The sequence below is a fragment of the Paenibacillus algorifonticola genome (genome assembly GCF_050481745.1).
GTDB lineage: Bacteria > Bacillota > Bacilli > Paenibacillales > Paenibacillaceae > Pristimantibacillus > Pristimantibacillus algorifonticola_A.
This window is the reverse complement of sequence record NZ_JBCNGR010000012.1, coordinates 65,306-85,951: the sequence shown is the minus strand read 5'-3', so window position 1 is coordinate 85,951 and position 20,646 is coordinate 65,306. Positions and strand designations below refer to the sequence as shown.

Annotated in this window: 22 protein-coding genes; 2 read left to right on the top strand and 20 right to left on the bottom strand. The window is 49.7% G+C overall.

Going from position 1 to position 20,646, the window contains the following annotated elements:
- Window positions 1-27: 27 nt before the first annotated feature.
- The 15 genes from ABEW34_RS13910 to ABEW34_RS13840 form a co-directional block, all read right to left on the bottom strand.
- Window positions 28-486 carry a hypothetical protein gene (locus ABEW34_RS13910; RefSeq protein ID WP_430159660.1) on the bottom strand — a complete coding sequence of 153 codons (459 nt, stop codon included), beginning with the start codon at window positions 484-486 and terminating at the stop codon, window positions 28-30.
- The gene (locus ABEW34_RS13905) at window positions 476-2,512 is read right to left on the bottom strand and encodes a S9 family peptidase (protein WP_430159657.1); all 2,037 of its coding nucleotides are present in this window, start codon (window positions 2,510-2,512) and stop codon (window positions 476-478) included. The genes ABEW34_RS13910 and ABEW34_RS13905 overlap by 11 nt, the downstream gene beginning before the upstream one ends.
- Window positions 2,513-2,543: 31 nt before the next feature.
- A complete protein-coding gene (locus ABEW34_RS13900) occupies window positions 2,544-3,533 on the bottom strand; it encodes an ABC transporter ATP-binding protein (protein ID WP_430159655.1) in 990 nt (329 codons plus the stop codon).
- A complete protein-coding gene (locus ABEW34_RS13895) occupies window positions 3,533-4,507 on the bottom strand; it encodes an ABC transporter ATP-binding protein (RefSeq protein ID WP_430159653.1) in 975 nt (324 codons plus the stop codon). The genes ABEW34_RS13900 and ABEW34_RS13895 overlap by 1 nt, the downstream gene beginning before the upstream one ends.
- Before the next feature lie 21 nt (window positions 4,508-4,528).
- The gene (locus ABEW34_RS13890; RefSeq protein ID WP_430159650.1) at window positions 4,529-5,452 is read right to left on the bottom strand and encodes an ABC transporter permease; all 924 of its coding nucleotides are present in this window, start codon (window positions 5,450-5,452) and stop codon (window positions 4,529-4,531) included.
- A gap of 17 nt (window positions 5,453-5,469) precedes the next feature.
- On the bottom strand, window positions 5,470-6,387 hold the full coding sequence (locus tag ABEW34_RS13885; RefSeq protein ID WP_430159647.1) for an ABC transporter permease: 918 nt from the start codon (window positions 6,385-6,387) through the stop codon (window positions 5,470-5,472).
- Between the two features lie 77 nt (window positions 6,388-6,464).
- The gene (locus ABEW34_RS13880) at window positions 6,465-7,982 is read right to left on the bottom strand and encodes an ABC transporter substrate-binding protein (RefSeq protein ID WP_430159701.1); all 1,518 of its coding nucleotides are present in this window, start codon (window positions 7,980-7,982) and stop codon (window positions 6,465-6,467) included.
- Between the two features lie 176 nt (window positions 7,983-8,158).
- Entirely contained in the window at window positions 8,159-9,349 is a 1,191-nt protein-coding gene (locus ABEW34_RS13875) for a M20 metallopeptidase family protein (RefSeq protein WP_430159644.1), read from the bottom strand.
- A gap of 33 nt (window positions 9,350-9,382) precedes the next feature.
- Window positions 9,383-10,096: a FadR/GntR family transcriptional regulator gene (locus ABEW34_RS13870; RefSeq protein ID WP_430159642.1), complete on the bottom strand. Its 714-nt coding sequence runs from the start codon at window positions 10,094-10,096 to the stop codon at window positions 9,383-9,385.
- 264 nt (window positions 10,097-10,360) lie between these two features.
- Entirely contained in the window at window positions 10,361-10,999 is a 639-nt protein-coding gene (locus ABEW34_RS13865) for a phosphatase PAP2 family protein (protein WP_430159640.1), read from the bottom strand.
- A 140-nt stretch (window positions 11,000-11,139) separates the two neighbouring features.
- Window positions 11,140-11,310 (bottom strand): hypothetical protein, encoded by a 171-nt coding sequence (locus tag ABEW34_RS13860; RefSeq protein ID WP_430159639.1) that lies wholly within the window; start codon window positions 11,308-11,310, stop codon window positions 11,140-11,142.
- Window positions 11,311-11,382: 72 nt separating this feature from the next.
- Window positions 11,383-11,529: a hypothetical protein gene (locus ABEW34_RS13855; RefSeq protein ID WP_430159637.1), complete on the bottom strand. Its 147-nt coding sequence runs from the start codon at window positions 11,527-11,529 to the stop codon at window positions 11,383-11,385.
- Window positions 11,530-11,687: 158 nt separating this feature from the next.
- Window positions 11,688-12,506, bottom strand: coding sequence for a hypothetical protein (locus ABEW34_RS13850; RefSeq protein WP_430159636.1), 819 nt, complete (start codon window positions 12,504-12,506; stop codon window positions 11,688-11,690).
- Window positions 12,503-13,102, bottom strand: coding sequence for a DUF1572 family protein (locus tag ABEW34_RS13845; RefSeq protein ID WP_430159634.1), 600 nt, complete (start codon window positions 13,100-13,102; stop codon window positions 12,503-12,505). The genes ABEW34_RS13850 and ABEW34_RS13845 overlap by 4 nt, the downstream gene beginning before the upstream one ends.
- Window positions 13,103-13,229: 127 nt before the next feature.
- Window positions 13,230-13,775 (bottom strand): GNAT family N-acetyltransferase, encoded by a 546-nt coding sequence (locus tag ABEW34_RS13840; RefSeq protein ID WP_430159631.1) that lies wholly within the window; start codon window positions 13,773-13,775, stop codon window positions 13,230-13,232.
- A gap of 393 nt (window positions 13,776-14,168) precedes the next feature.
- Here ABEW34_RS13840 and sdaAB point away from each other — a divergent pair, with 393 nt between their 5' ends.
- Window positions 14,169-14,843, top strand: a complete 675-nt coding sequence (gene sdaAB / locus ABEW34_RS13835; protein WP_430159630.1) for an L-serine ammonia-lyase, iron-sulfur-dependent subunit beta — start codon at window positions 14,169-14,171, stop codon at window positions 14,841-14,843.
- Window positions 14,844-14,848: 5 nt separating this feature from the next.
- On the top strand, window positions 14,849-15,727 hold the full coding sequence (sdaAA, locus tag ABEW34_RS13830) for an L-serine ammonia-lyase, iron-sulfur-dependent, subunit alpha (protein WP_430159629.1): 879 nt from the start codon (window positions 14,849-14,851) through the stop codon (window positions 15,725-15,727).
- Between the two features lie 22 nt (window positions 15,728-15,749).
- Here sdaAA and ABEW34_RS13825 read toward each other — a convergent pair whose 3' ends face one another.
- The 5 genes from ABEW34_RS13825 to ABEW34_RS13805 all read right to left on the bottom strand — a co-directional run bounded on the left by ABEW34_RS13825 (window position 15,750) and on the right by ABEW34_RS13805 (window position 20,644).
- Window positions 15,750-16,526: a LamB/YcsF family protein gene (locus ABEW34_RS13825; RefSeq protein ID WP_430159627.1), complete on the bottom strand. Its 777-nt coding sequence runs from the start codon at window positions 16,524-16,526 to the stop codon at window positions 15,750-15,752.
- Window positions 16,527-16,530: 4 nt separating this feature from the next.
- Window positions 16,531-17,547 (bottom strand): biotin-dependent carboxyltransferase family protein, encoded by a 1,017-nt coding sequence (locus tag ABEW34_RS13820; protein WP_430159625.1) that lies wholly within the window; start codon window positions 17,545-17,547, stop codon window positions 16,531-16,533.
- Window positions 17,547-18,311, bottom strand: coding sequence for a 5-oxoprolinase subunit PxpB (gene pxpB, locus ABEW34_RS13815; RefSeq protein WP_430159623.1), 765 nt, complete (start codon window positions 18,309-18,311; stop codon window positions 17,547-17,549). Before pxpB ends, ABEW34_RS13820 begins: the two co-directional genes overlap by 1 nt.
- Before the next feature lie 272 nt (window positions 18,312-18,583).
- Complete coding sequence (locus ABEW34_RS13810; RefSeq protein ID WP_430159698.1) at window positions 18,584-19,819, bottom strand: MFS transporter; 1,236 nt, start codon at window positions 19,817-19,819, stop codon at window positions 18,584-18,586.
- A gap of 81 nt (window positions 19,820-19,900) precedes the next feature.
- Window positions 19,901-20,644, bottom strand: coding sequence for a hypothetical protein (locus ABEW34_RS13805; protein ID WP_430159622.1), 744 nt, complete (start codon window positions 20,642-20,644; stop codon window positions 19,901-19,903).
- Window positions 20,645-20,646 lie beyond the last annotated feature (2 nt).

The window sequence follows — 20,646 nt, the reverse complement described above, 5'->3', positions numbered from 1 at the left end:
CATCAGCTGCCCTTCCCTCCAACTTTATTAATAATTTTCCTGCTTTAAATGAACGGAGAACAAGCGTCTCCCGCTTTCATCAGCTTCCCTGTACTGAACGATCTGCCACTGCCGATGGATAAGAGCTTGCAGCTCATTTGCTGCGTGCTCATCCAGTACAAAACCCCGCACTCCATCGTCCACACTTCTGTAATCCCGCTCCGCTTGAAGGCCGAAGCGGAAACGAAGCAGCTTCTTCAAACCATTTAAATGCAAAAAACCGAATTCATAGCCACTGCGTAAAGCTTCCTCCAAATCAATATGCAGCTCCTCCGCAAGCTGGACCCGCTCTACGAATGCCATCGAAGGCTCGGCCGTTCGATCGATAATGGAGGAGAAATCTTTAGTTCGTATGCAAGCCGCAATATGCCCATCCGATTCGCCGCTAGTCCGGCAGTTTTCAACGAGCAACGCAATCGGCAGCGGCAATTGCATTTTATGCTTCATCTGGCCCGCCCCCTGTTTGAGCAGTTGCGGCAAGATGCTTGCCCAGCCAAGCGTTCACTTCATGGAGCGACTCCACGCGGTAAGAAGGCTTGCCGTTTTTGAGGAAGCCGTGATTAGAGCCTGGATAGCGAATGAGCTTCGTTTGCTTGCCTAACCGCTTAAGCGCGGTGTACCACTCGTCAGCTTGGCCGACTGGACAGCGAAAATCCTGTTCACCGTGCATAATAAGCACCGGAGCCTTCACTTGGCTTGCATAGATAAGTGGCGATTTTTCCAGCAGCAAGCCCTGCTGCTCCCATGGGTTCCCGCCTACGATGCCTTCTGTGTAGGAAATGCCAATATCGCTTGTCCCGTAGAAGGAAAGCCAATTTGAGATGCAGCGCTGTGACACAGCCGCTTGGAAACGGTTATTTTGGGAAATGATCCAGTTGGTCATTAGCCCGCCATAGCTTCCACCCATGACACCCAAGCGCTCAGGATCGATAAAATCAAAGCGTTCAAGCGCCGCATCGACGGCGTCCATTAAATTGCGGTAGTCCCCGCCGCCGAAATCTCCTCGGCAGCTCTGCGCGAAGCGCTGGCCATAACCGAAGCTGCCGCGTGGATTTACATAAAGAACCGCATATCCTGCGGAAGCTAGTGTTTGAAGTTCGTGGCTATAGGTTGGCGCATACATCGCATGCGGGCCGCCATGAATGACGAGCACCAGCGGCGCCTTTCCGCCTTGAGGGAGTGCTGGCGGGCGCATCATCCAGCCTTGGATACGGTCGCCATCCGTGGAATCGAACCAGAACGCCTCCGGCATGCTGATATCCAGCTCCTCCATTGCTGCCTTATTCCATGACGTCAACCGCAGCTCCTCCCCGCTCAGTCGATCCAAACGGTAAAGCTCGCCTGATCCATAAGCATCCATAGACAGCACAATAAAATAACGGGCATCTCCCGTTTCCGTGAACTGGTAAATGTCGCGTTCCCCAAGCGACACCGCCTCTGGTGCTGCCCCAACCTTGAACCGGTAAAGCTGGGCTTGCCCCTGATAAGTACCTAGCGCAAATACACTAGTTCCATCAGCAGCAAACGACGGGCCAGGCATAACTGCAGCAGTGCGCATGTCATTCAAAATATAATTGCCAACCTGAATATCCGTTTCCTGCCATGCGACAGGAGCTCCACCGCTACTTGGCACTGTATAAATGCTGCTTTGAATGCCGCTGCCATATTTGCGGTCTTCGGCGATTAGCGCAATCGTGCTGCCGTCCGGCGAATAGCTGAACTGGCTGATGCTCAGTGAAGCATCCGTGATTCGGCAAAGCTCTCCGCCAGCTGCGCTGACTGTAAACAAATCCTGATAGGCGATTAAATCCGGGTCCAGCTTGGGATCATCTATTTTTTTACTTAAAAAAGCAAGCCTGCTCCCATCCTCCGTCCACACGGGCTGTGAAACATTAAACCTGCCTGACGTAAGCTGCGTCACTTCTCCGCTCGTTACCTCAACCCGAAACAGCTGGCTGTATCTGCCGTCCCACCAGCCTGATCCTTCCGCTTTCGGAATCGTCCGCTCGTAGCTTCGGCCACGGCGGCTTTCCTGCTTGACGATTTCTTCCTTTGTGAGCTTTCCCTGCGCCTCTTCCTCGCTTATTCGGCTCGTATAGGCGATTGCGCTCCCATCTGGCGACCAGACGAAAGCAGCGACTCCATGCTTTGCCGAAGTAAGCTGGGCAGCAGTACCTTCGCTCACATTTGCCAGCCACAGCTGCTTGCCGTTTTCGTTTATCCGTAAAAAGCCCAGCTTCAGGCCATCCGGTGACCAGCTCGGGGCGAAATCCTTTGAACCATCTGTTAATGAAGCATCCTCTTGGCCATCTATCGTTACGACGCGGATATGCGTCTTATAATCATTTTTATCCTGATCGATTTCTTTGTACACATAAGCGACTGAAGATGTCACCGGATGAATGGACGGATCGCTGATCCAGCTGTAATGATATAAATCCTCAGGCTCGATTAAGCGTTTAGGCTCAGGCATATTAGCGCCTCCTCTTGATCTTTGCTTTCATCTAGTTAAGCGGAAAATGGCAGGCCGCCATATGTCTGGAGCCGGAAGGCTCCAGGGCAGGCGCTTCAATTTTACATATAGGCTGCACATAAGGGCAGCGAGGATGAAAGGCACAGCCAGTCGGCGGATTAACAGCGCTCGGAAGTTCGCCAGTCAGCACAATCCGCTCCTTGCGGATCGTAGGATCTGGCACAGGTACGGCCGACAGCAAAGCCTGCGTGTACGGATGCTTTGGCCGCGCAAACAAGTCGTCACGATCAGCAAGCTCCACAATCCGCCCTAAATACATGACCGCAATACGATCGCTTATATGCTTCACGGAAGGCAACCCGTGGGCGATGAAAATATAAGTGAGCGAAAACTGCTGCTGCAGCGATTTCAGCAAATTTAAAATTTGCGCTTGAATCGATACGTCCAGCGCCGATACGGGCTCATCGCAGACGATCAGCTTCGGCTTAAGCGCGAGCGCTCTTGCAATACCAATTCGCTGGCGCTGTCCGCCGCTGAACTCATGGGGATAACGGTCCAACTGATGGGCTCCAAGGCCCACCGTCTCCAGCAGCTGGACAACCTCGCTTTGCAGCTCGCGCCCTTTTGCGAGACCATGAATTTTGAGCGGTTCACCAACGATATCTTTAACGGTCATTCTTGGATTCAGCGAGGCGTATGGATCTTGAAACACAATTTGCAGCTCCCGCCTTACCTGTCGGATGTCCTGCTCATTCATTCCCGTAAGACGCCTGCCCTCAAACCAAATCTCGCCAGATGACGGCTCAAGCAGCTGCGCTACCATTTCGCCCGTTGTTGATTTGCCACAGCCGGACTCGCCGACGATGCCCAGCGTTTCCCCTTGATTAATCGTGAAATTGAGGCCATCTACTGCGCGGACATATTCATTGCCTCGGGCAAATAAGCCCCGCTTCAAGGGGTAATGCTTTCGCAAATCTTTCACTTCCAGCAGGGGCGCAGCATTAAAGTCGCTCTGGTTCATCATGACACCTCCTCGCTTTTCAGGCATCTCGCATAATGACCATTGCCAACTCGCTCAAGCTCCGGTTTAATGACCATGCATTCGCTGCCTGCATAGGAGCAGCGAGGGTGGAAAGGACAACCGCTTGGCATGTCCAGCAAATTAGGTACCATGCCGGGTATAGACGCTAGCTGCTCCCTCTGCTCATCCATTCTTGGCAAAGAACCGAGCAGACCGACTGTATAGGGATGCTTCGGAGCAGCAAACAGATCGATGACCGATGCTTCTTCGACAACTTCCCCTGCATACATAACGACGACCCGATCCGCCATTTCCGCAACAATGCCTAAATCATGCGTAATTAAAATAACGCCCGTCTGCTGCTTCCTGCTGAGCTTTGAAATTAAATCTAAAATTTGCGCCTGAATCGTCACATCCAGCGCCGTTGTCGGCTCATCAGCAATAAGCAGCTTCGGCTCACAGGCGAGCGCCATCGCAATCATCACCCGCTGCCGCATTCCTCCCGACAGCTGATGGGGAAATTGGCGAACCAGCTTGGAAGCATTAGCTATGCCTACACGCTGCAGCATATCTATACTTTTCTGCTTGGCCTCCGCTTTGCTTGTGCCTTGGTGGACGCGGAATACTTCCGCCAGCTGATTGCCAATTGTAAATACAGGATTAAGCGATGTCATCGGCTCTTGAAAAATCATCGACATTTCGTTGCCGCGCAGCTTCCGCAGCTCCTTGCGAGAGAGCTTCACCAGATCGCGACCTTGGAATGTAATTTCCCCGCCTGTTATAGTACCCGGAGAAGCGATAAGACCCATAATGGAAAGCGACGTAACGCTTTTTCCACAGCCTGATTCCCCTACTATAGCAAGCGTTTCCCCCGCTTCGACGGAGAAGGAAACGCCGTTCACTGAAGGGATAACGCCCTTGTCCGTTTTAAAGCTCGTTTGCAAATGTTTAACTTCCAGCAAAGGTGTCGGCATATTGCTCCCTCATTTCCCTTCTTATTCCTTCGATTTCATGCGAGGGTCCAGCATATCGCGAAGCCAATCTCCGAAAAAGATAACGCCTAGAACCGTAATCGTAATGGCAAGCCCCGGAAAAGTAGCGACCCACCAGCTTGTAGCCAAATATTGGCGTCCATCGCTCAGCATCCCGCCCCAGGAAACAGCAGGCGGCTTAATGCCAAGCCCTAGAAAGCTAAGTGACGCTTCCATAATAATCGTTGTAGCCACGCTCATCGTGGAAATAATGATGAAGGATGACAGTACATTCGGCAAAATATGGGTGAAAATAATCCGCCCATTACGTGCGCCTAATGCTCTCGCAGCTTTTACAAAATCTCGTTCCTTCACGCTAAGCACTTCCCCGCGGACAACCCGCGCATAGGAGACCCAGTTAGTAACGCCAATAACGAAGATTAGCGTTCCAAGTCCCGGTCCAAGTACGGCGAGTACAACGAGCATAAACAAAATCGATGGAATAGCGATAAAGGCATCGGCAACCCTCATAATAATGGCATTTACCCATTTGCCATAAAAGCCTGCAAGCAAGCCCAGAAGCGCTCCGATTGCGCCGGACAGCATAACGGCTCCAATGCCGACGATTAAAGATACTTGCGAGCCATAAACAATTCGACTCCAAATATCTCTGCCCAAATTATCCGTCCCCAGAAAATGCTCATGCGTGCCGCCCTCCAGCCACATCGGCGGAAGCAGCCGCTGCGCCGGGCTGATCTTCGCTGGCTCATGGGTGGCAAACAACGGAGCGCCAATGGCAATGATGCACACGGCGAGTACGATCAGAATACCGAGCGTACCGGTCTTGCTTTTCAAAAGCGACTTTATGCCTTGCCGCCACCGGCTTTCCGTTTCCTCGGGCCGCTTGCCCCGCAAGCCAACCGCTTGCGATTTGGATAATAACGACATCTGCCTCACCTCTGGCTTTAACTGTATTTAATGCGTGGGTCCAGATACCGGTATACAATATCCGTTAATAAATTCACAATCAATACGATGATCGCAATGACAAATACGGCTGCCTGTACAATCGACATATCATGCGTATTGACGGCCGACACGAGCAGTTGTCCAAGCCCCGGCCATGAGAACACGGTCTCGGTTACGAGCGTCCCGCCGATCAGGCTTGTAAATTGCAGGCCCATGATCGTAACGACGGGAATCAGTCCATTGCGCAGCGCATGCTTGAAAATAACGATCGTCTCCAGCAGTCCCTTGCTTCTCGCCGTACGAATGTACTCCTGATTCAAAATCTCCAGCATGCTTGCTCGAATGAGCCTCGTCATTTGCGCCGCAATGCCGGCTCCAAGCGTTATGGCTGGAAGGACAAGATGCTCCGGCCCGCCCTTGCCGGAAACCGGAAAAATGCCCAGTATGACCGAAAATAATAAAATCAGCATAATGCCCGTCCAGAAATTCGGCATCCCTTTGCCAAGCGCAGACAAGCCTGAAATGAATAGATCCAAATAAGTGTTGCGCTTTAGCGCCGATATAATGCCCAGTGGAATCGCAATCAGCGTGGCAATCAGCATTCCCGCTCCAGCAAGCTGGAAACTTGCAGGCAGCCTTTCCAGCACAAGCGGCAAAGCTGATTGTCCGTAATGGAAGGAATGTCCGAAATCTCCCTGGATGGCATTAAAGAGAAATAGGCCGAATTGAACATATAGAGGCCGATCCAGCCCCAGCGCCTCAGACAGAACGGCCCGATCCTCCGCTGTTGCCGTTTCCGGCAGCATCAGATTGACCGGGTCACCCGTCACATGCACAAGCACAAAAACGATGGCGGATATGAGAAATAGAACCGGCACCATTTGCAGCAAAGATTTAATCAAGTATTTGCCCACTGAACGGCCCCTCTCCCTGTAATAGCTTAAAGCAAAAGGAAGGGAATAGAACGCTATTCCCCCCTTTATAGTTGATGCTATTTTAGCGTAATGTCTTCCGCATAATACATTTCATCGAGCCTTGGCGTATAGCTGATGCCTGCTCCGACGCCGTAAATGCCTTTCATTTGATACAAATATATAGTAGGGCGGTCAACTGTAAATTGCTGTTGAACCTTCTGGTATTGCTTCTCACGGTCAGCTAAATCCATGTTTTGCAGCGCTGATTGCAGCAGCTCTTCTACTTCTGGATTGTTATAATCCGTCTCGCCTGCCGCATTTTCTTTCTTGAAGCGATTATAATTGTTCGAGGCATCAAACAAGGAATTTCCTACGCCCAGCAGGAACAGCTCGTTGAATTTCTTCGAGTTCAGCTTCTCGCTGAAGCTGCTGGCTTCCAAAATTTCCAAATTAACTTCAAAGCCTACATCCGTAAGCATCGCTGCTACGACCTCGGCCACCTCTTTGTATTGGACGGAAGCTGAGAACGATACTTTCGCGCCATTTTCATAACCAGCTTCTTTCAATAAAGCTCTAGCACGCTCTTGGTCGTACTCAAACGTATCATACAAGCTCGGATCTGAACCGAAGTTGCCAGGAGTAACCGACGTTCTTGTAGGAATGCCTGCGCCGCCAGCGATGCTGTCGATAATAACCTGATTGTCGATCGCAAGATCAATCGCCTCGCGAACCTTTGGATCAGCAGTAATCGATCCTTCTGTCATGCGCATAATGATATGAAGCACACGCTGAATTTTCGCTTGTTCTACACTCAGGCCATCGACGCCATCAATACGGGCAATGTCCGTTGCCGGAACGCCAGCAGCAATATCAACGCCGCCTGTCAGCAGCTCGGATACACGAGTGGACGCTTCAGGAATGGAGCGGAAAACAACATTTTCCCATTTCGGTGTTCCACCGAAATAATCGGCATTTTTCACCAACTCAATGCGATCATCTTTCGTCCATTTGGAAAATTTATAAGGGCCTGTGCCTACCGGAGCCTTCAAGAAAGCTTCCATGCCGTTCTCCTCAATATATTTGGAAGGCAAAATGCCAGCTCCCATACGGGACAAACGATTAAGCATAATCGGGTCTGGCGTTTCAGTGATAATATCAACCGTATAATCGTCAATAACATTGACTTCTTTAATATGCTTGTAGTAGGTATTTTGCTTCAAGGTGGTATCCTTTGCAACACGCTCAAGCGAGAACTTTACATCTGCCGCTGTGAATGGGTCGCCGTTGTGAAACTTGACACCTTCGCGCAGCTTCAATCTCCATGTTGTATCATTGACCTGCTCCCACGAAGTGGCAAGCACGGGCACTTTGTTTTGCTCGTCGTCATTTTTCAGCAAATAATCAAACACATTGACGAGTACCGCTTCGCTCATCGTATTGTTGTTGTTATGGGTATCGAAGCTTTCGATATCCGTCGCGTTAGCGATCGTTAAAGTCGTTTTGTCTGCGCCAGCTGGAGCGCTAGCCGTCCCGCCATTCGTTTGCGTCTCATTTTTCGTCTCTGCGGCATTGCCGCATCCTGTAACAACCAGCATAACCGCTATTATTGCTGCAAAACCTTGTACATACCATCTTTTCAAATCGCACAGCCTCCTGAAATTCGTTTTAGTTTGTTTGTTCAAATATAAGAATGTATAAGTTTCACCCTTATACTCCGCTTATACTTCACAGCGAAACGTTAGCTTTACCGCCAGAGGACGGCGACAGCCGTTTACGCTTGCGGATCAGCCAAATAGTTAAGTGCAAGGGCCGATAGCATTGCAGCGCCGTAAGGAAGAGCGGCTTCATCCAAATCAAATTGGGGATGGTGCAGCGGGTAGGATGTATATGCCTCTCCGCTTCCAACCCCCAAGCGGAAAAATACGCTAGGCACAGCCTCTGAATAAAAAGCAAAGTCCTCGCCGCCCATCGACGGCTTTACATAAATCCATTTTTTTCCGCCGAGTACCTGCTCGCTTGTCGAGGTAAGAAAATCAACCATCGCTTCATCGTTTTGCACAACCGGATAGCCCATCTGGTAGTTCAATTCGTAGTCGGCGCCAAAGGATGAGGTCACGCCGCGAATGATGTCCTCAAGCAGCTGCGGCATCCGATCTCGTACTGCCGGTGTCAGTGTCCTGACTGTGCCGACCATCTCCACTTCGGGTGCAATCGCTGCTCCCATGTAGCCTCCATTGATTTTGCCAATGGTCACGACCACCGGCTCAAGCGGATCAACCAGACGGCTCGCTACATGCTGGAGCGCCGATATCACCTGTGCCGCTACCGTAATCGCGTCTACTCCCTCATGAGGACGGGCAGCGTGGCCGCCTTTGCCGATCACCTTGATCTTTATGCTGTCCGCTGAAGCGAAGGCGACTTCCTTAGTAACTGAAATGGAGCCTGTCGGCAGCGCAGGAAAGACATGAAGCCCTGCCATTACGTCCACAGCGGGATTTTGCAGCACACCGTCGTCCATCATCGATTTTGCTCCAGCAAGCCCTTCTTCAGCAGGCTGGAACACAAATTTGATATTTCCGCTTGCCGGCTTACCTATGCCTGCTAGCAGCTGGGCCGCGCCCATAAGCATGCTCGTATGAGCATCATGGCCGCATAAATGTGCTTTTCCCGGTATTTTAGATTTATAAGGAACGTTCTTCAAATCCTCGATCGGCAAGGCATCCATATCTGCCCGAAGCGCGATGGTGGGACCAGGCTTTTCGCCGCGAAGCAGTGCGACAACGCCTGTTTTCCCAATATTCGTCTGAACCTCCAAGCCTAGCTGCCGCAAATGCTCGGCGACGATTCCCGAAGTTCTTACTTCCTCAAATCCAGTTTCAGGGTATTGATGGAGATCTCTGCGCCATGCTACTAGTTGTTCCTTCTGCTGATTTGCAAGAGCAAGAAGCTCATTTAATTTCAATTTGTTCACCCTCCTACAGTGCCGGTTGACCAGTTAACTGTCTCCTTCGACAACGACACGCGCATAAATCGCATGTACGGTTTCGTCGATATGCTGATTCATCGCTTCTTTCGCGCCGTTTCCATTACCGGCTTGAAGCGCATTGAGCAGCAGCATATGCTTGTCATAACTTGTCCGTCTGACGTTCTCGTTATAGGGCATCAAATCCAGTGCAGGATTAATTTTGGTGCGAATTTTCCTGACTGCCTTCTCGAAATAATCGTTGCCGGAAGCTTTCGCAATCGACAAGTGAAATTTGACGTCCAAGGAACGGAACATTTCACGCGTGCAATCCTCTTCCATGCTCGTTTCAATAAAACCCCGCAGCAGTTCGAGCTCTGCCGTGCTTATCCGCTTAGCAGCAAGGTAAGCCGCTTCCGGCTCTATAATGGAGCGATATTCAAATACTTTCAGCATATCGTCCCAGCCGCCGCGCACCTCCTCGCGTGTTCTCTGGTGCGAGTTTATCGTTAAAGGAAGAACGAATGTGCCGCCCTTGGCTCCAATCCGCTTCTCGATTAGCCCTTTGCCTTCAAGGTCGGATAATGCTTCCCTAACCGCAAGCCTGCTAGCCTTGAATACGGCTGCAAGCTCCCGTTCCGTTGGCAGCTGCTCCTCCGCTAGAAAATCCTTAAGGATAATCGCTTCCTCTAGCTGCTCCAAAATAAAATCGCTAACTTTTTTAGCGGATACTTTTTCGAACTGCATTTGACCCCTCCAAATCAACAGAAAAACATTAAGGTTCAAACCTTAGACCAAAACTACCATATCAATCCCTATCTGTCAACTTGGTATTTGAATTTTCTTCGACAACGGCTTCCTTTATCCGACAAAATCCACCTGGCGCAAGCGTGAACTGATAAATTCTTAAATTTCAAAGAAGACCGCCGAGTGGCATTTGGACGTATCATCCAAGCCCTTTGGCGGTCTGCTCTGCTGCTTCCTATTATTTTTGGGTGCTTTTTGGACGCTTTAAGCTGCTTTTACACGAGTGAAGTATCGCGAGCACTGAATGACAACAATGAGCCAAACCAAGCTAATCAAATAAGCACCTACAACATCACTCGGATAATGCACGCCTAAATAAATTCGGCTGATTCCTATGCTGACAATCATAATCGAGCTGAAGGCAAGCAGCCATTTCCTCGCCTGCTCTAACGGAATATGACGCCAGCATAAGTATGTAACGATTCCATAGAAGGTAAATGCACTCATGGAATGCCCGCTCGGAAAGCTATAGCCTGCTTCAGTAATAATCACATGCAGACTTGGTCTTTCGCGATGAAACAACAGCTTTAGTCCAATGTTGAGCAAAGCGGAGCCAATTACAGCTGTTAAAAACACGATCGTCTCCCTGCGGCTCTTCCAACCAAACAGTAGAAACAGCGTAATGAGAACCGAGAGAAGGGCAACCATACTGCCTGAACCAATGAAAGAAAGAAATTTCATGATGCTTGTCCATGTCGGTGCTTCGAGCAATTGAATGTAATGGATCACCTCTTGATCCATGATTCTCATAAATTCGGTTTGCACGGTTAGCCCGATAAAAATAAATAGAGTGAAGCTCACAAATGCAAGCAAATTCAGCCTTGAGTAAGAAAAAACAACCACTTCCTTCACCTCTTGATTTTCAGTCCTTTGTACAGCTTTTCCAATATCCTAAGGACGATACCAATAACGAACAAAAAGCCTGTGTGAACAGGCTTTTCCTCCTGTTTGCGCCCGCCTGTTCTCTCTCCCCCGATAAGAGCTTAGGGACGTTTTCGGATCAAGCGATTTAATGCTGTGGTCACCGCTTTCTCATTACCGCCGTCCGCATCTGCTTTCTCCAATGCAACTAACGCCAGACCATAACCGAACAGTGACAATGAAGCAGAAATTTTAAACAGATCGTTAGAGGTTATTTTTTGTTCATCAGACATTGTTAACCCTCCTCATTAGGTGATCCTATCCATCAGACCTATCCTTATAAAGCAATGCTGCTAATGTCCTTGTCAGGAGGTATCCTCTTTCTCCGCTCTCGCTTTCAGTACGGCAAATAGCCCAAAAAGATCGCCAACCACTAATATAACAGCAGACCATAAGGCGAGATCATCGGCTGAAGGCTCATCTAATTCCGGTTTTGTGACGGTTTTTGACATCCGGATTAATCTCCTTCGTTACTAATAATGATAACAGCCTATGCAAAAAAGCATGGCGCGGTATAGGCATTTGTAACGTGTGCGGAAATTTTCATCGATTTTTGCACATGAAGAAAACCGTCAAAGCACAACTTTGACGGTTTTTATAAAGCATTTGGCTAGTATTGCGGTTCTCCCGCCCGAACGTCAAAATCCTTCAAAAGAACAAGTGGTTTCTGGCCGCGATTGCTCGCCTCGCTCAATCGTTTGCCTGCCGCTGCATCCCATGTTTTTTTAATATAATCGCCTGTCAGCAAATTATAATCTTCTTCATCCGCATCCTCCATCAGCTGAGTGCCGGTGAAATACGAGCCCGTTGTCGCCCCAATCAAATACCAGGCCTCATCCTGATATCGGAAACGATACGTATTGTACCATCTCCAGTTGCTCCCGCCGACATGACGAAGAACAAGAACACCCTTCTCAATAATCAAGCTTTCAAACGGGTCGCCATATATACCACCTTCATTAGCGCTCATTACCGCATGCTCTGCAATAACAGACCGCCTGTACGTGTGATCCTCCTGTCCAAAAGCAACCATAATGGCGCGATCTGGCGCTTCTTGCGAGATGTCCTCCTTCTCCAGTACAGCGGCGATGTCGACAAGCCCATCGTTGTTCAAATCTCCTTCTGCCTGCTCAGGCTCTCCATCAAAAATCTCCAGCACCTTCCATCCAATTGGTACGAGTGATTCAAAGTCCGCAGCTTCAGCCCCATCATCCGTGGCGGTTGCTATTGGCGATTCCGAATCACCCTGACTCGTATCCAATACATGATTCTGACTGACTGTATAATCCTGACTGAACGGATTAGGCGCTGCACTTGCCGAAATAGGATCAGCTTCAGGCTCCATGCTCCCATTATTCGTATTCGTGCTGCCACTGCATGCGCTTATGAACAGCAAGCAGCTTATAACTAGCGTGTAACCAATTCTCAAATACCTTCCCCTTCTCTATCTCCATTCAACCGCTTTAGTTCCTCATCGGTAAAATGCTTGATCGCTTTCTCTTTGGCAAATTTTCCGGCATTGTATTGCTTCGAGCCGTTTCTTGGCACAGACAGGCTATTCCATTCGTTTTCCTTCAACCCTTTTGCAGCGTAAACGATTTGCCCAATATGGTAAGGGTAATGCGCCAGCTGACGGTTGATCGCCTCCAGAACGGTATGCCCCTCGTTGCGAATATAAATAATTTGGCCAAGCTGCTCCGGCTGGAGCGAATCTATCGCTTGAAAAAAACAAGCCCATGCTTCGTCCCAGCTCGCGAGCAGCTCTTCCTTGTTCGCCCAGTCATTTTCAAACTCGGCATCGCGATCCCGCCAATCCTTTTCACCGTCTGCAGTCAGGAAGTCCGTCCATCTGGACAACATATTGCCGCACATATGCTTGACGATCGTGCCAATGCTGTTCACATCCTCTTTTGGCTGTACAAACAGCTGCTCCGGCTCAACCTGATTCATTGCTTTTTCAGCAAGCTTCTTGTAGTAGTGGAACTGTGATTGAATGCTATCCAAATAAATACGCTGTAATTCCATTCCAACGCCCCCTTTTTTATGAGTGAAAAATAAATCTTCCGGCCATCTGCCTAATTCTTATTAAAATTATAATAGCATTTCCACTTGTTTGGAAAGGGTATTTATATTTAGTACGTGCTGTTTTCCTTCAGTTGAATGGTCTTTCAGACAAATGGGATGAAAGTGATTTGGTCATTATAAAATCTATTTGTTCCTCATCACCCATATAGAAAGAGTGGGCTCCTGTTTGAACAAAGCCGATTTTTTTATAGAAGGCAATTGCGCCCTCATTTTTTTCCCAAACCCCTAGCCAGATCTTCTCTTTGTTCCGTTCTATCGCTACATGCAGAGCTTTATTTATTAGATGTTTGCCAAGCCCCTGCTTATGGCATTTTTTCCTTATATAAATTCGCTCGATTTCAAGCGAATCGCTGCCTATTATTTCAGTTTGAGCACCCTCGGTGTTTAGCTTTAAATACCCGGCAATTTCCTCATTAGAATAAATAAAAAAGAATTCCGAAGAGCTATTACATAATTCTTTTTCTAATTGATTAAAGTTAAATGCTTTTTCCAGGTAGGCTTGCATATTTTCAGGCGAGTTTTGATGACTAAATGTCTCTTTAAATGTTTCAATACTAACTTCTTGAAGTAATCTTACCTCTTCAATTGTGCATTTTTTTATATTTATACTCATTTTATTTTGCCTCCTTTTTCAGGAAATAGTTTTTTTATTTTTTGGTTATATTATTTTTCAAATGAGGTAAAAAAATAGTACACTATTTTTGTTGTATTTACAACAAAAATCCTCACAGCATTTTCCACGTCCACAACTTATTTTCTTACCAGATTCAGAAACACGATAGATATATGCAAGCTGGCAAATGAATAAGCTTTATAAGATGTCAGCAGCTCAGTGACACCCGGCAGCACCAGCGAACCAGTCGAATCATCGCAGTAATAATGTTATATTTAATGACACAAAATCCAATTAACGAACATTCAAGTTATATATATTGACACGAAAAGTAGTATTGCGTTACTCTAAGTAGCAGTAATTACTGATCAGAATCAGAACGGTGGTAAAGCGATGCGTTTTAAAAATGTATTTTCTATAATCGGACCTGCCATGGTCGGTCCCTCCAGCTCGCATACGGCAGGCGCCGTCCGCATTGGCCGCGTAGCGAGACAATTGCTCGGTACGATTCCGAACAAAGCTGCTATTAAGCTGTACGGTTCTTTTGCTGAAACCTACCAAGGACATGGCACCGATCTCGCACTCGCTGCAGGCTTGCTTGATTATGATACAGATGATGCCCGAATCCGCCATTCACTTAAAGATGCCTGGTCATCCGGGGTGGAAATCAACTTCAGCCTGGGAGTCGGACATGTTTCACATCCCAATACGGCGAGAGTCGAGCTATGGGCAGGAGATCGATATGCTGAAATTGTCGGCGCATCTATCGGCGGGGGCAATATTATGATTCATGAGATGAATGGATTTGATGTTCAGTGTACGGGGGAGTTTCCGACGCTTGTGCTTCTTCATGGCGATTTCCCCGGCGTACTCTCTGGTGTCACACATGTGCTCTGCGAGGATGGCGTCAATATAGGTTACATGGATGTGGATCGGAAAGCGAGGAATGGCGAAGCGATGACCGTTATTGAAGCTGATACGAAAATAACAGCAGCTACGCAGCTCAAAATCCAGCAGCTGCCCCATATGATCAAAAGCTCTGTCATTGACCTCACCTTAAGGAGCTGAGCCGCATGAAATATCGGTTTTTGCATGAGCTGGCCGCAGCGGGACAGCAGCAAGCCAAGCCTATATCGCAAATTATGCTTGAGGAAGAAATCGCAGAGTCCGGCCAAACCGAGGAGCATATTTTTAAGCAAATGGCAGACTATTACCAAGTTATGAAGGAGGCCGTGCATAAAGGGCTGACTGCTAATACGCGATCCAAGAGCGGGCTTACCGGGGGCGATGCCCAGCGCGTGCAATCCTTCACCGCCAATAACGCTCCCTCCTCTGGAGAGCCGGCAAGCAGAGCAATGGCCTATGCCCTCGCCGTTTCCGAGGTCAACGCTTCCATGGGCCGGATTATTGCAACACCGACCGCAGGCTCATGCGGCATTATTCCTGGCGTATTCGTGAGCGCGCAGGAGCGCTTTGGGTGGAGCGACGAGCATATGGTTAGAGGTTTATTTTGCGCAGGCGCAATTGGCTATGTCATTGCGAATAACTCCTTTATTTCCGGGGCGGAAGGCGGCTGTCAAGCCGAGGTCGGCTCAGCGATCGGCATGGCTGCCGGAGCTATGGTTGAGCTGCGAGGCGGCACGACAGACCAAGCGGTTCACGCGGTTGGGCTTGCCCTTAAAAACTCGCTGGGGCTCATTTGCGATCCCGTTGGCGGTTTAGTAGAAATTCCTTGCATTGTACGCAACGGCTTTGGTGCTGTCACCGCTTTGGCGGCAGCAGATATGGCGATGGCTGGCGTCCGCAGCATCATTCCCTCCGATGAAGTCATTAACGTCATGCTGGAGGTTGGCAGCGCCATGCCGAGCAAGCATAGAGAAACGGCGCAGGGTGGTCTCGCCCAAACGCCGACAGGCCGCAAAATTATGGAAAATTTAAAGAAACGAAAATAAATTGAGAAACCCATGAAGTGGATTATTTGGATTGATGGGAGCCCGGCGCACAAAGGTTAATCCCTTCCGACTCCAGCAGCTCGCGAATTCGCTTGACGAACAAGAGCGCCTTCTCGCCATCACCGTGGACACATATCGTGTCCGCAGCAAGCGGAACCTTCACGCCCTGCATCGACCATGCAGCTCCTTCTCTCATCATCTGAAGGAGCTGTTTCAGCGCTTCATTTGGCTCCTCTATTAGCGCGCCTGCGTGACTGCGCGGTGTTAGCGAGCCGTCTTGCTGGTAGGTACGATCTGCGAATACCTCGCTCGCTGTACGCAGACCCCGCTTTTTCCCCGCATGAATCAATTCGCTCCCCGACAAGCCATACAATATAAGCTCCGGATTCACCCTGTACACCGCCTCAGCAATCGCTTCAGCCAGTTCCACACGTCTAGCCGCCATATTATATAAGGCGCCATGAGGCTTCACATGCTGCATCACGCCGCCTTCGGACTTGACGAAGCCATTCAGTGCGCTAATTTGATACACGGTCAGATCATACGCTTCCTCAGGCGAAATCGCCATTTCACGCCGTCCGAAGCCGATTAAGTCCGGCAGCCCAGGATGGGCGCCGATGGCAACGTCATTTTTCAGCGCCAGCTTTACCGTACGTCTCATCGTTCCCGGATCGCCGGCATGAAAGCCGCAAGCAATATTGGCCGATGTAATGAGCGGCAGCAATTCAGCATCCTGCCCCAACTCATACACGCCATATTGCTCGCCCAAATCACAATTCAAATCGATAGCCAACGTCATTCTTCTACCTCTCCTCTCTATAGCGTATTTCAATAAACATGGAAAGCCGCTGCATTTGAAGCTCGTGCTTGATATAAAGCTCTTCCGATTTTTGCCTAGTAATCTGCTTGAATCTAATCGTCTCTCCCGGCTTCGCTTGCGCCAGCAGCGGCAAATCTACCGTTGCAACTTGGGCGATTTTCGGATAGCCGCCAATCGTCTGATGGTCCGCCATCAAAATAATCGGGCTGCCGCCAGCAGGCACCTGAATCGTACCCATGGATACCGCCTCAGAAATAGGCTCAAGCGCTGCAACTGTACTAAGACGCGGCCCTTCCAGCCGATAGCCCATCCGATCCGATTGCGTCGAAATTCGAAAATCGCTCTGCAAAAAATGCTTTCTGCTCCCTTCGGTAAATGCATCAAAATGCCGTCCCGGCACGAAACGAATGACCGGATTTTTCCGATAAAAGGGACGTCCCTCTGAGCCAATCGACCAGCTGGTTGCAAAAAATGGCGCGGCGTCCTGTCTGTCTTCAGCTTCCTGCTCCCAATAATATAGCGTTTCCAAGGCTCCTTCACCAATCGCCAGCACATCGCCCGCTTTTAAAGCCCGGCCTCCAAAGCCACCTATAGCCGCACGTGTGTAAGTGCTTCTGCTGCCCATAACAAGCGGCACATCAATGCCTCCAGCCGCTGCTATATAAGCGCGAGCGCCCGCGACGCTATTTCCGAACGAAAGCTCATTCCCTGCTTTTATGTACACCGGCCGCCACAGCGGAACGGCTGTTCCTTGCACAGCAGGCGACAAATTGCCCCCGCATATAGCAATTAACGCATCCTGCTCAAAAATCAGCTTCGGGCCGATAAGCGAAGCTTCCAGAACCGCTGCTCCCGCATCGTTACCAACGAGCAAATTCGCCGCGCGAAGCGCAAAATCATCCATCGCCCCTCCAGCAATAATGCCCTGCTGCCTATATCCATGACGTCCCCGATCCTGCACGGTCGTGTGGAGCCCGGCATGTTTTATTCGAATGCCCATTATGCCTGCTCCTCCCATGCGATAAATGCCTCATGGCTAATCGGCTCAAAATTAACCTGATCTCCCGCCCGCAATAAGCTCGGCTGCTCATGCGCAGGGCGGAACAGCGCTACTGGCGTTCGCCCGATAATTTGCCAGCCGCCAGGGGAGACAATCGGATAGACCCCTGTCTGCTTGCCGCCGATGCCCACGCTGCCTGGCTCAATCCGCAAGCGGGGCGTGCTCCGCCGAGGCGTAGCGATTTGCTCAGGCAAGCCTCCCAAATATGGAAAACCGGGGGCAAAGCCGACCATATGGACGAGATACGGCCGCGCCGCATGCATGGCGATGACCTCGCTTACCGAAAGTCCGCTATGCTCCGCAACCGCTGCAAGATCCGGCCCCAGCTCTCCGCCGTAGCAGACGGGAAGGGTTATGATACGCGGAGCAGCAGCCTGCTCGTTGTCGAGCTTACTGACTATGTCCAAGAGCAGCTGGCACACCCATTCATAAGGGGAAGCAGCCGCTTCAGCCTGCGGATTCCAGTTGTGTTCGGCTAACGGCGCCAGCAGCTTCATTGGATCATAAAAAATCGTCAGCGTTACATACGCTGGTACAAGCTCAATCAAACCGGGAAAAGGCTCGCGCCGCAAATAAGAGCTGAGTGCTTGCACGCGCTCATGCGTCTTGCGGTCAATCGCGCTGCCGAGCTCGACAATAATTGCCGTATCTCCAAGAGGCGAAAGCTTTACTTCAAAGACTGGATTGACTGGAGCAATAGACATGCCCTCACCTCTTTTTTTCAAAAATAATATATAAACTCTTATTTCTTATATCGGTCGCTAGTCGGCATAATCATATGCCAGCCTAGCAGATATTTGCTTCGCCACTTTCTTCATCATCTCTCCTAAGGCCCAGCAGGCGCCCTTGCTATACATTCGGCAAAACACAACGCTCCTCCTTCCTTCACCCCGCAGCCAAAAATCAGGCCTCAGTATGCTGAGGCCACAAAAAAACTGTAAACCGCCCTATGGCAATTTACAGTTTCGTCAGCCTTTTATGTCTCGTGCTTAGGCCGTCCTATAGAGCCTCCGCCAGCTCGCATGCTCATTTGCCTGCGGTCCAGTTGAAAGGCGACGACACTTAAAACAATCAAACCCGCGGAAAAGGCTGCCAGCAGCCATACCGACTGGTTCACCTGCAAATGATCAAGCCCCCAGCCCATCGTAAGGGGAAGCACAGCACCGCCGACACCGCCTGCTGCAATCATAAAGCTTGGGGTAGATTCTTCTGCCCCTGGCAGCAGCTTGCTCGAAAAGACGAGCGCAATAGAGAACACGCCGGACATGGCGAGTCCCAGCAGCAAAATGACAGCGAACGCCGACCATACCTGGTTCATAAACGGAAATAAAATGAACAGCAGTACCGTCGCCCCGCAGCTCGCCATAATGTACACCCGGTATTTGATTTTCTCGGCAATGACGCCAGCGAACAAACGACCGAATGCCATTGCAATCCAGAAGCAGGTTACACTCAGCGTTGCTCCTGCCTCCTTCATGCCCAGTTTCTCAATGAGAATGGCTGGCATAAAGTTTGCCAGGCTCATCTCCGTCCCCACATAGAGGAAGAAAAACACAATAAATAAGGAAAAAATAATCCATTCCTTCCCTTGATAAAGCGGCATGCCTGCGCGCTTCGCCTGCTGCCGTTCCGCTGCAGCGGCTGCGACTGACTTCTTCAGCACCGCATCCAGCTCGCCGAAGGAGCCTTTTGCCCATAAGAACAAAGTCAAAATTGCAAAAAAAGAAACGACCAAAAAGGACAGCTTCCAATAATTGGCCCAAATCAGGCCGCTCGCAATAAGTGGCATGACCATGGCGCCAACGCCGAAAAATACCTCAAGCCGGCTCATCGCAACGGCCGTTTGATTTTTCACTGCTGCGATTATAATCGTGCCGATTACCGCTTCAATCATGCCAAACCCAAAACCGGCTACGATGGCAATCGCATACAGCCAGCCCCAAGGCGGCAGCAGCATAAACATAAATTCAGCGGCAAACAGCATGCCAAAGGCCAGCAGCAGTCCGCCTCTTTTGCCCAAATGGCGATTCAGCCACGGCGAGAGCAGCACCCCGACTAGAAATCCGCCGAACTGTGTGAAAATAAGTGTGCCGCCCTCGCTATAGGCTTTGCCATAATGCTCGAGCGCAACGGGCAACACAGAGCCCAGCACAACATGGGCTAGCCCGATAATGAAATAAGACAAACAGCCTAGCCAAATCAATCGTTTCATCATAATACTCCTTCTGGAAAATAAGATTACCAGAAACAATTGTATGATAAATGGGAGCTAAGAGCCAGCAGATTCAGTAAATTACTTTAGCGTAGATTTTCGTTGCAGCAGGTTAAAAGTTTTCACTAGAACATGAAATAGACTAACCCACCTTTGTTTGATTTGATATTGGAAAGCTGAAAGCTTAGGCAATGCAATGGCATTCCATACGGTAGCCCCGACCAGTACGCCCCCTCCAAAATAAAGCTCCGCCCGACTATCGCTGAATTTGCCCGCGATCATCAACGCGGACGTAACGAATGCCAGAGCAACCGGGCCATATCCATTGCGTTCACGCGCACGATACGCCATCGCAGCAACTGTTGCCATCATCATTAGAGCCATAAGAGGCAATAGCCAAGGACGTTCCAGCCCTCTCCCAACACCTAAACCAATGATTTCGAACAGTCCCATATAGGCGGAACCGCAAATGGCACATTTGGGCAGCACAATGAGCGCTATTCCTGGTACGACAGTTGTAAAGAAACGATAAGACAACCTTCGTCTGCCCTTAGGCTCAGGGATTGCTGATAAATCAGCAATTTTCCGGGAAAGGAATGCAGCATCAGGAACATCAGCACCAGCCTTCAGGCTTAATACCCGAACTCCATTAATGTACAGCGCATGCTCTTTTTTTCGTTTGATATACGAAGGTATTCTCGGATCGCCTGCCAACCATTCCGACCACGTGGATAGTTTGTTTTGGTTATCTAAAGCTTGTTTCAAACATTCCCGCAGCCTCCCCAGCACAGCATTATCGTCTAATCGAACGATATCAATTCGCAACC

Bases quoted from the DNA above. Each gene is read 5' to 3' on its own strand.
- ABEW34_RS13855 (WP_430159637.1), bottom strand. From the start codon at position 11,529: ATGTCAAAAACCGTCACAAAACCGGAATTAGATGAGCCTTCAGCCGAT.
- ABEW34_RS13890 (WP_430159650.1), bottom strand. From the start codon at position 5,452: ATGTCGTTATTATCCAAATCGCAAGCGGTTGGCTTGCGGGGCAAGCGG.
- ABEW34_RS13860 (WP_430159639.1), bottom strand. From the start codon at position 11,310: ATGTCTGATGAACAAAAAATAACCTCTAACGATCTGTTTAAAATTTCT.
- ABEW34_RS13880 (WP_430159701.1), bottom strand. From the start codon at position 7,982: ATGCTGGTTGTTACAGGATGCGGCAATGCCGCAGAGACGAAAAATGAG.
- ABEW34_RS13900 (WP_430159655.1), bottom strand. From the start codon at position 3,533: ATGAACCAGAGCGACTTTAATGCTGCGCCCCTGCTGGAAGTGAAAGAT.
- ABEW34_RS13910 (WP_430159660.1), bottom strand. From the start codon at position 486: ATGAAGCATAAAATGCAATTGCCGCTGCCGATTGCGTTGCTCGTTGAA.
- ABEW34_RS13870 (WP_430159642.1), bottom strand. From the start codon at position 10,096: ATGCAGTTCGAAAAAGTATCCGCTAAAAAAGTTAGCGATTTTATTTTG.
- ABEW34_RS13895 (WP_430159653.1), bottom strand. From the start codon at position 4,507: ATGCCGACACCTTTGCTGGAAGTTAAACATTTGCAAACGAGCTTTAAA.
- ABEW34_RS13840 (WP_430159631.1), bottom strand. From the start codon at position 13,775: ATGAGTATAAATATAAAAAAATGCACAATTGAAGAGGTAAGATTACTT.
- ABEW34_RS13905 (WP_430159657.1), bottom strand. From the start codon at position 2,512: ATGCCTGAGCCTAAACGCTTAATCGAGCCTGAGGATTTATATCATTAC.
- ABEW34_RS13825 (WP_430159627.1), bottom strand. From the start codon at position 16,526: ATGACGTTGGCTATCGATTTGAATTGTGATTTGGGCGAGCAATATGGC.
- pxpB (WP_430159623.1), bottom strand. From the start codon at position 18,311: ATGTCTATTGCTCCAGTCAATCCAGTCTTTGAAGTAAAGCTTTCGCCT.
- sdaAA (WP_430159629.1), top strand. From the start codon at position 14,849: ATGAAATATCGGTTTTTGCATGAGCTGGCCGCAGCGGGACAGCAGCAA.
- ABEW34_RS13810 (WP_430159698.1), bottom strand. From the start codon at position 19,819: ATGAAACGATTGATTTGGCTAGGCTGTTTGTCTTATTTCATTATCGGG.
- sdaAB (WP_430159630.1), top strand. From the start codon at position 14,169: ATGCGTTTTAAAAATGTATTTTCTATAATCGGACCTGCCATGGTCGGT.
- ABEW34_RS13845 (WP_430159634.1), bottom strand. From the start codon at position 13,102: ATGGAATTACAGCGTATTTATTTGGATAGCATTCAATCACAGTTCCAC.
- ABEW34_RS13820 (WP_430159625.1), bottom strand. From the start codon at position 17,547: ATGGGCATTCGAATAAAACATGCCGGGCTCCACACGACCGTGCAGGAT.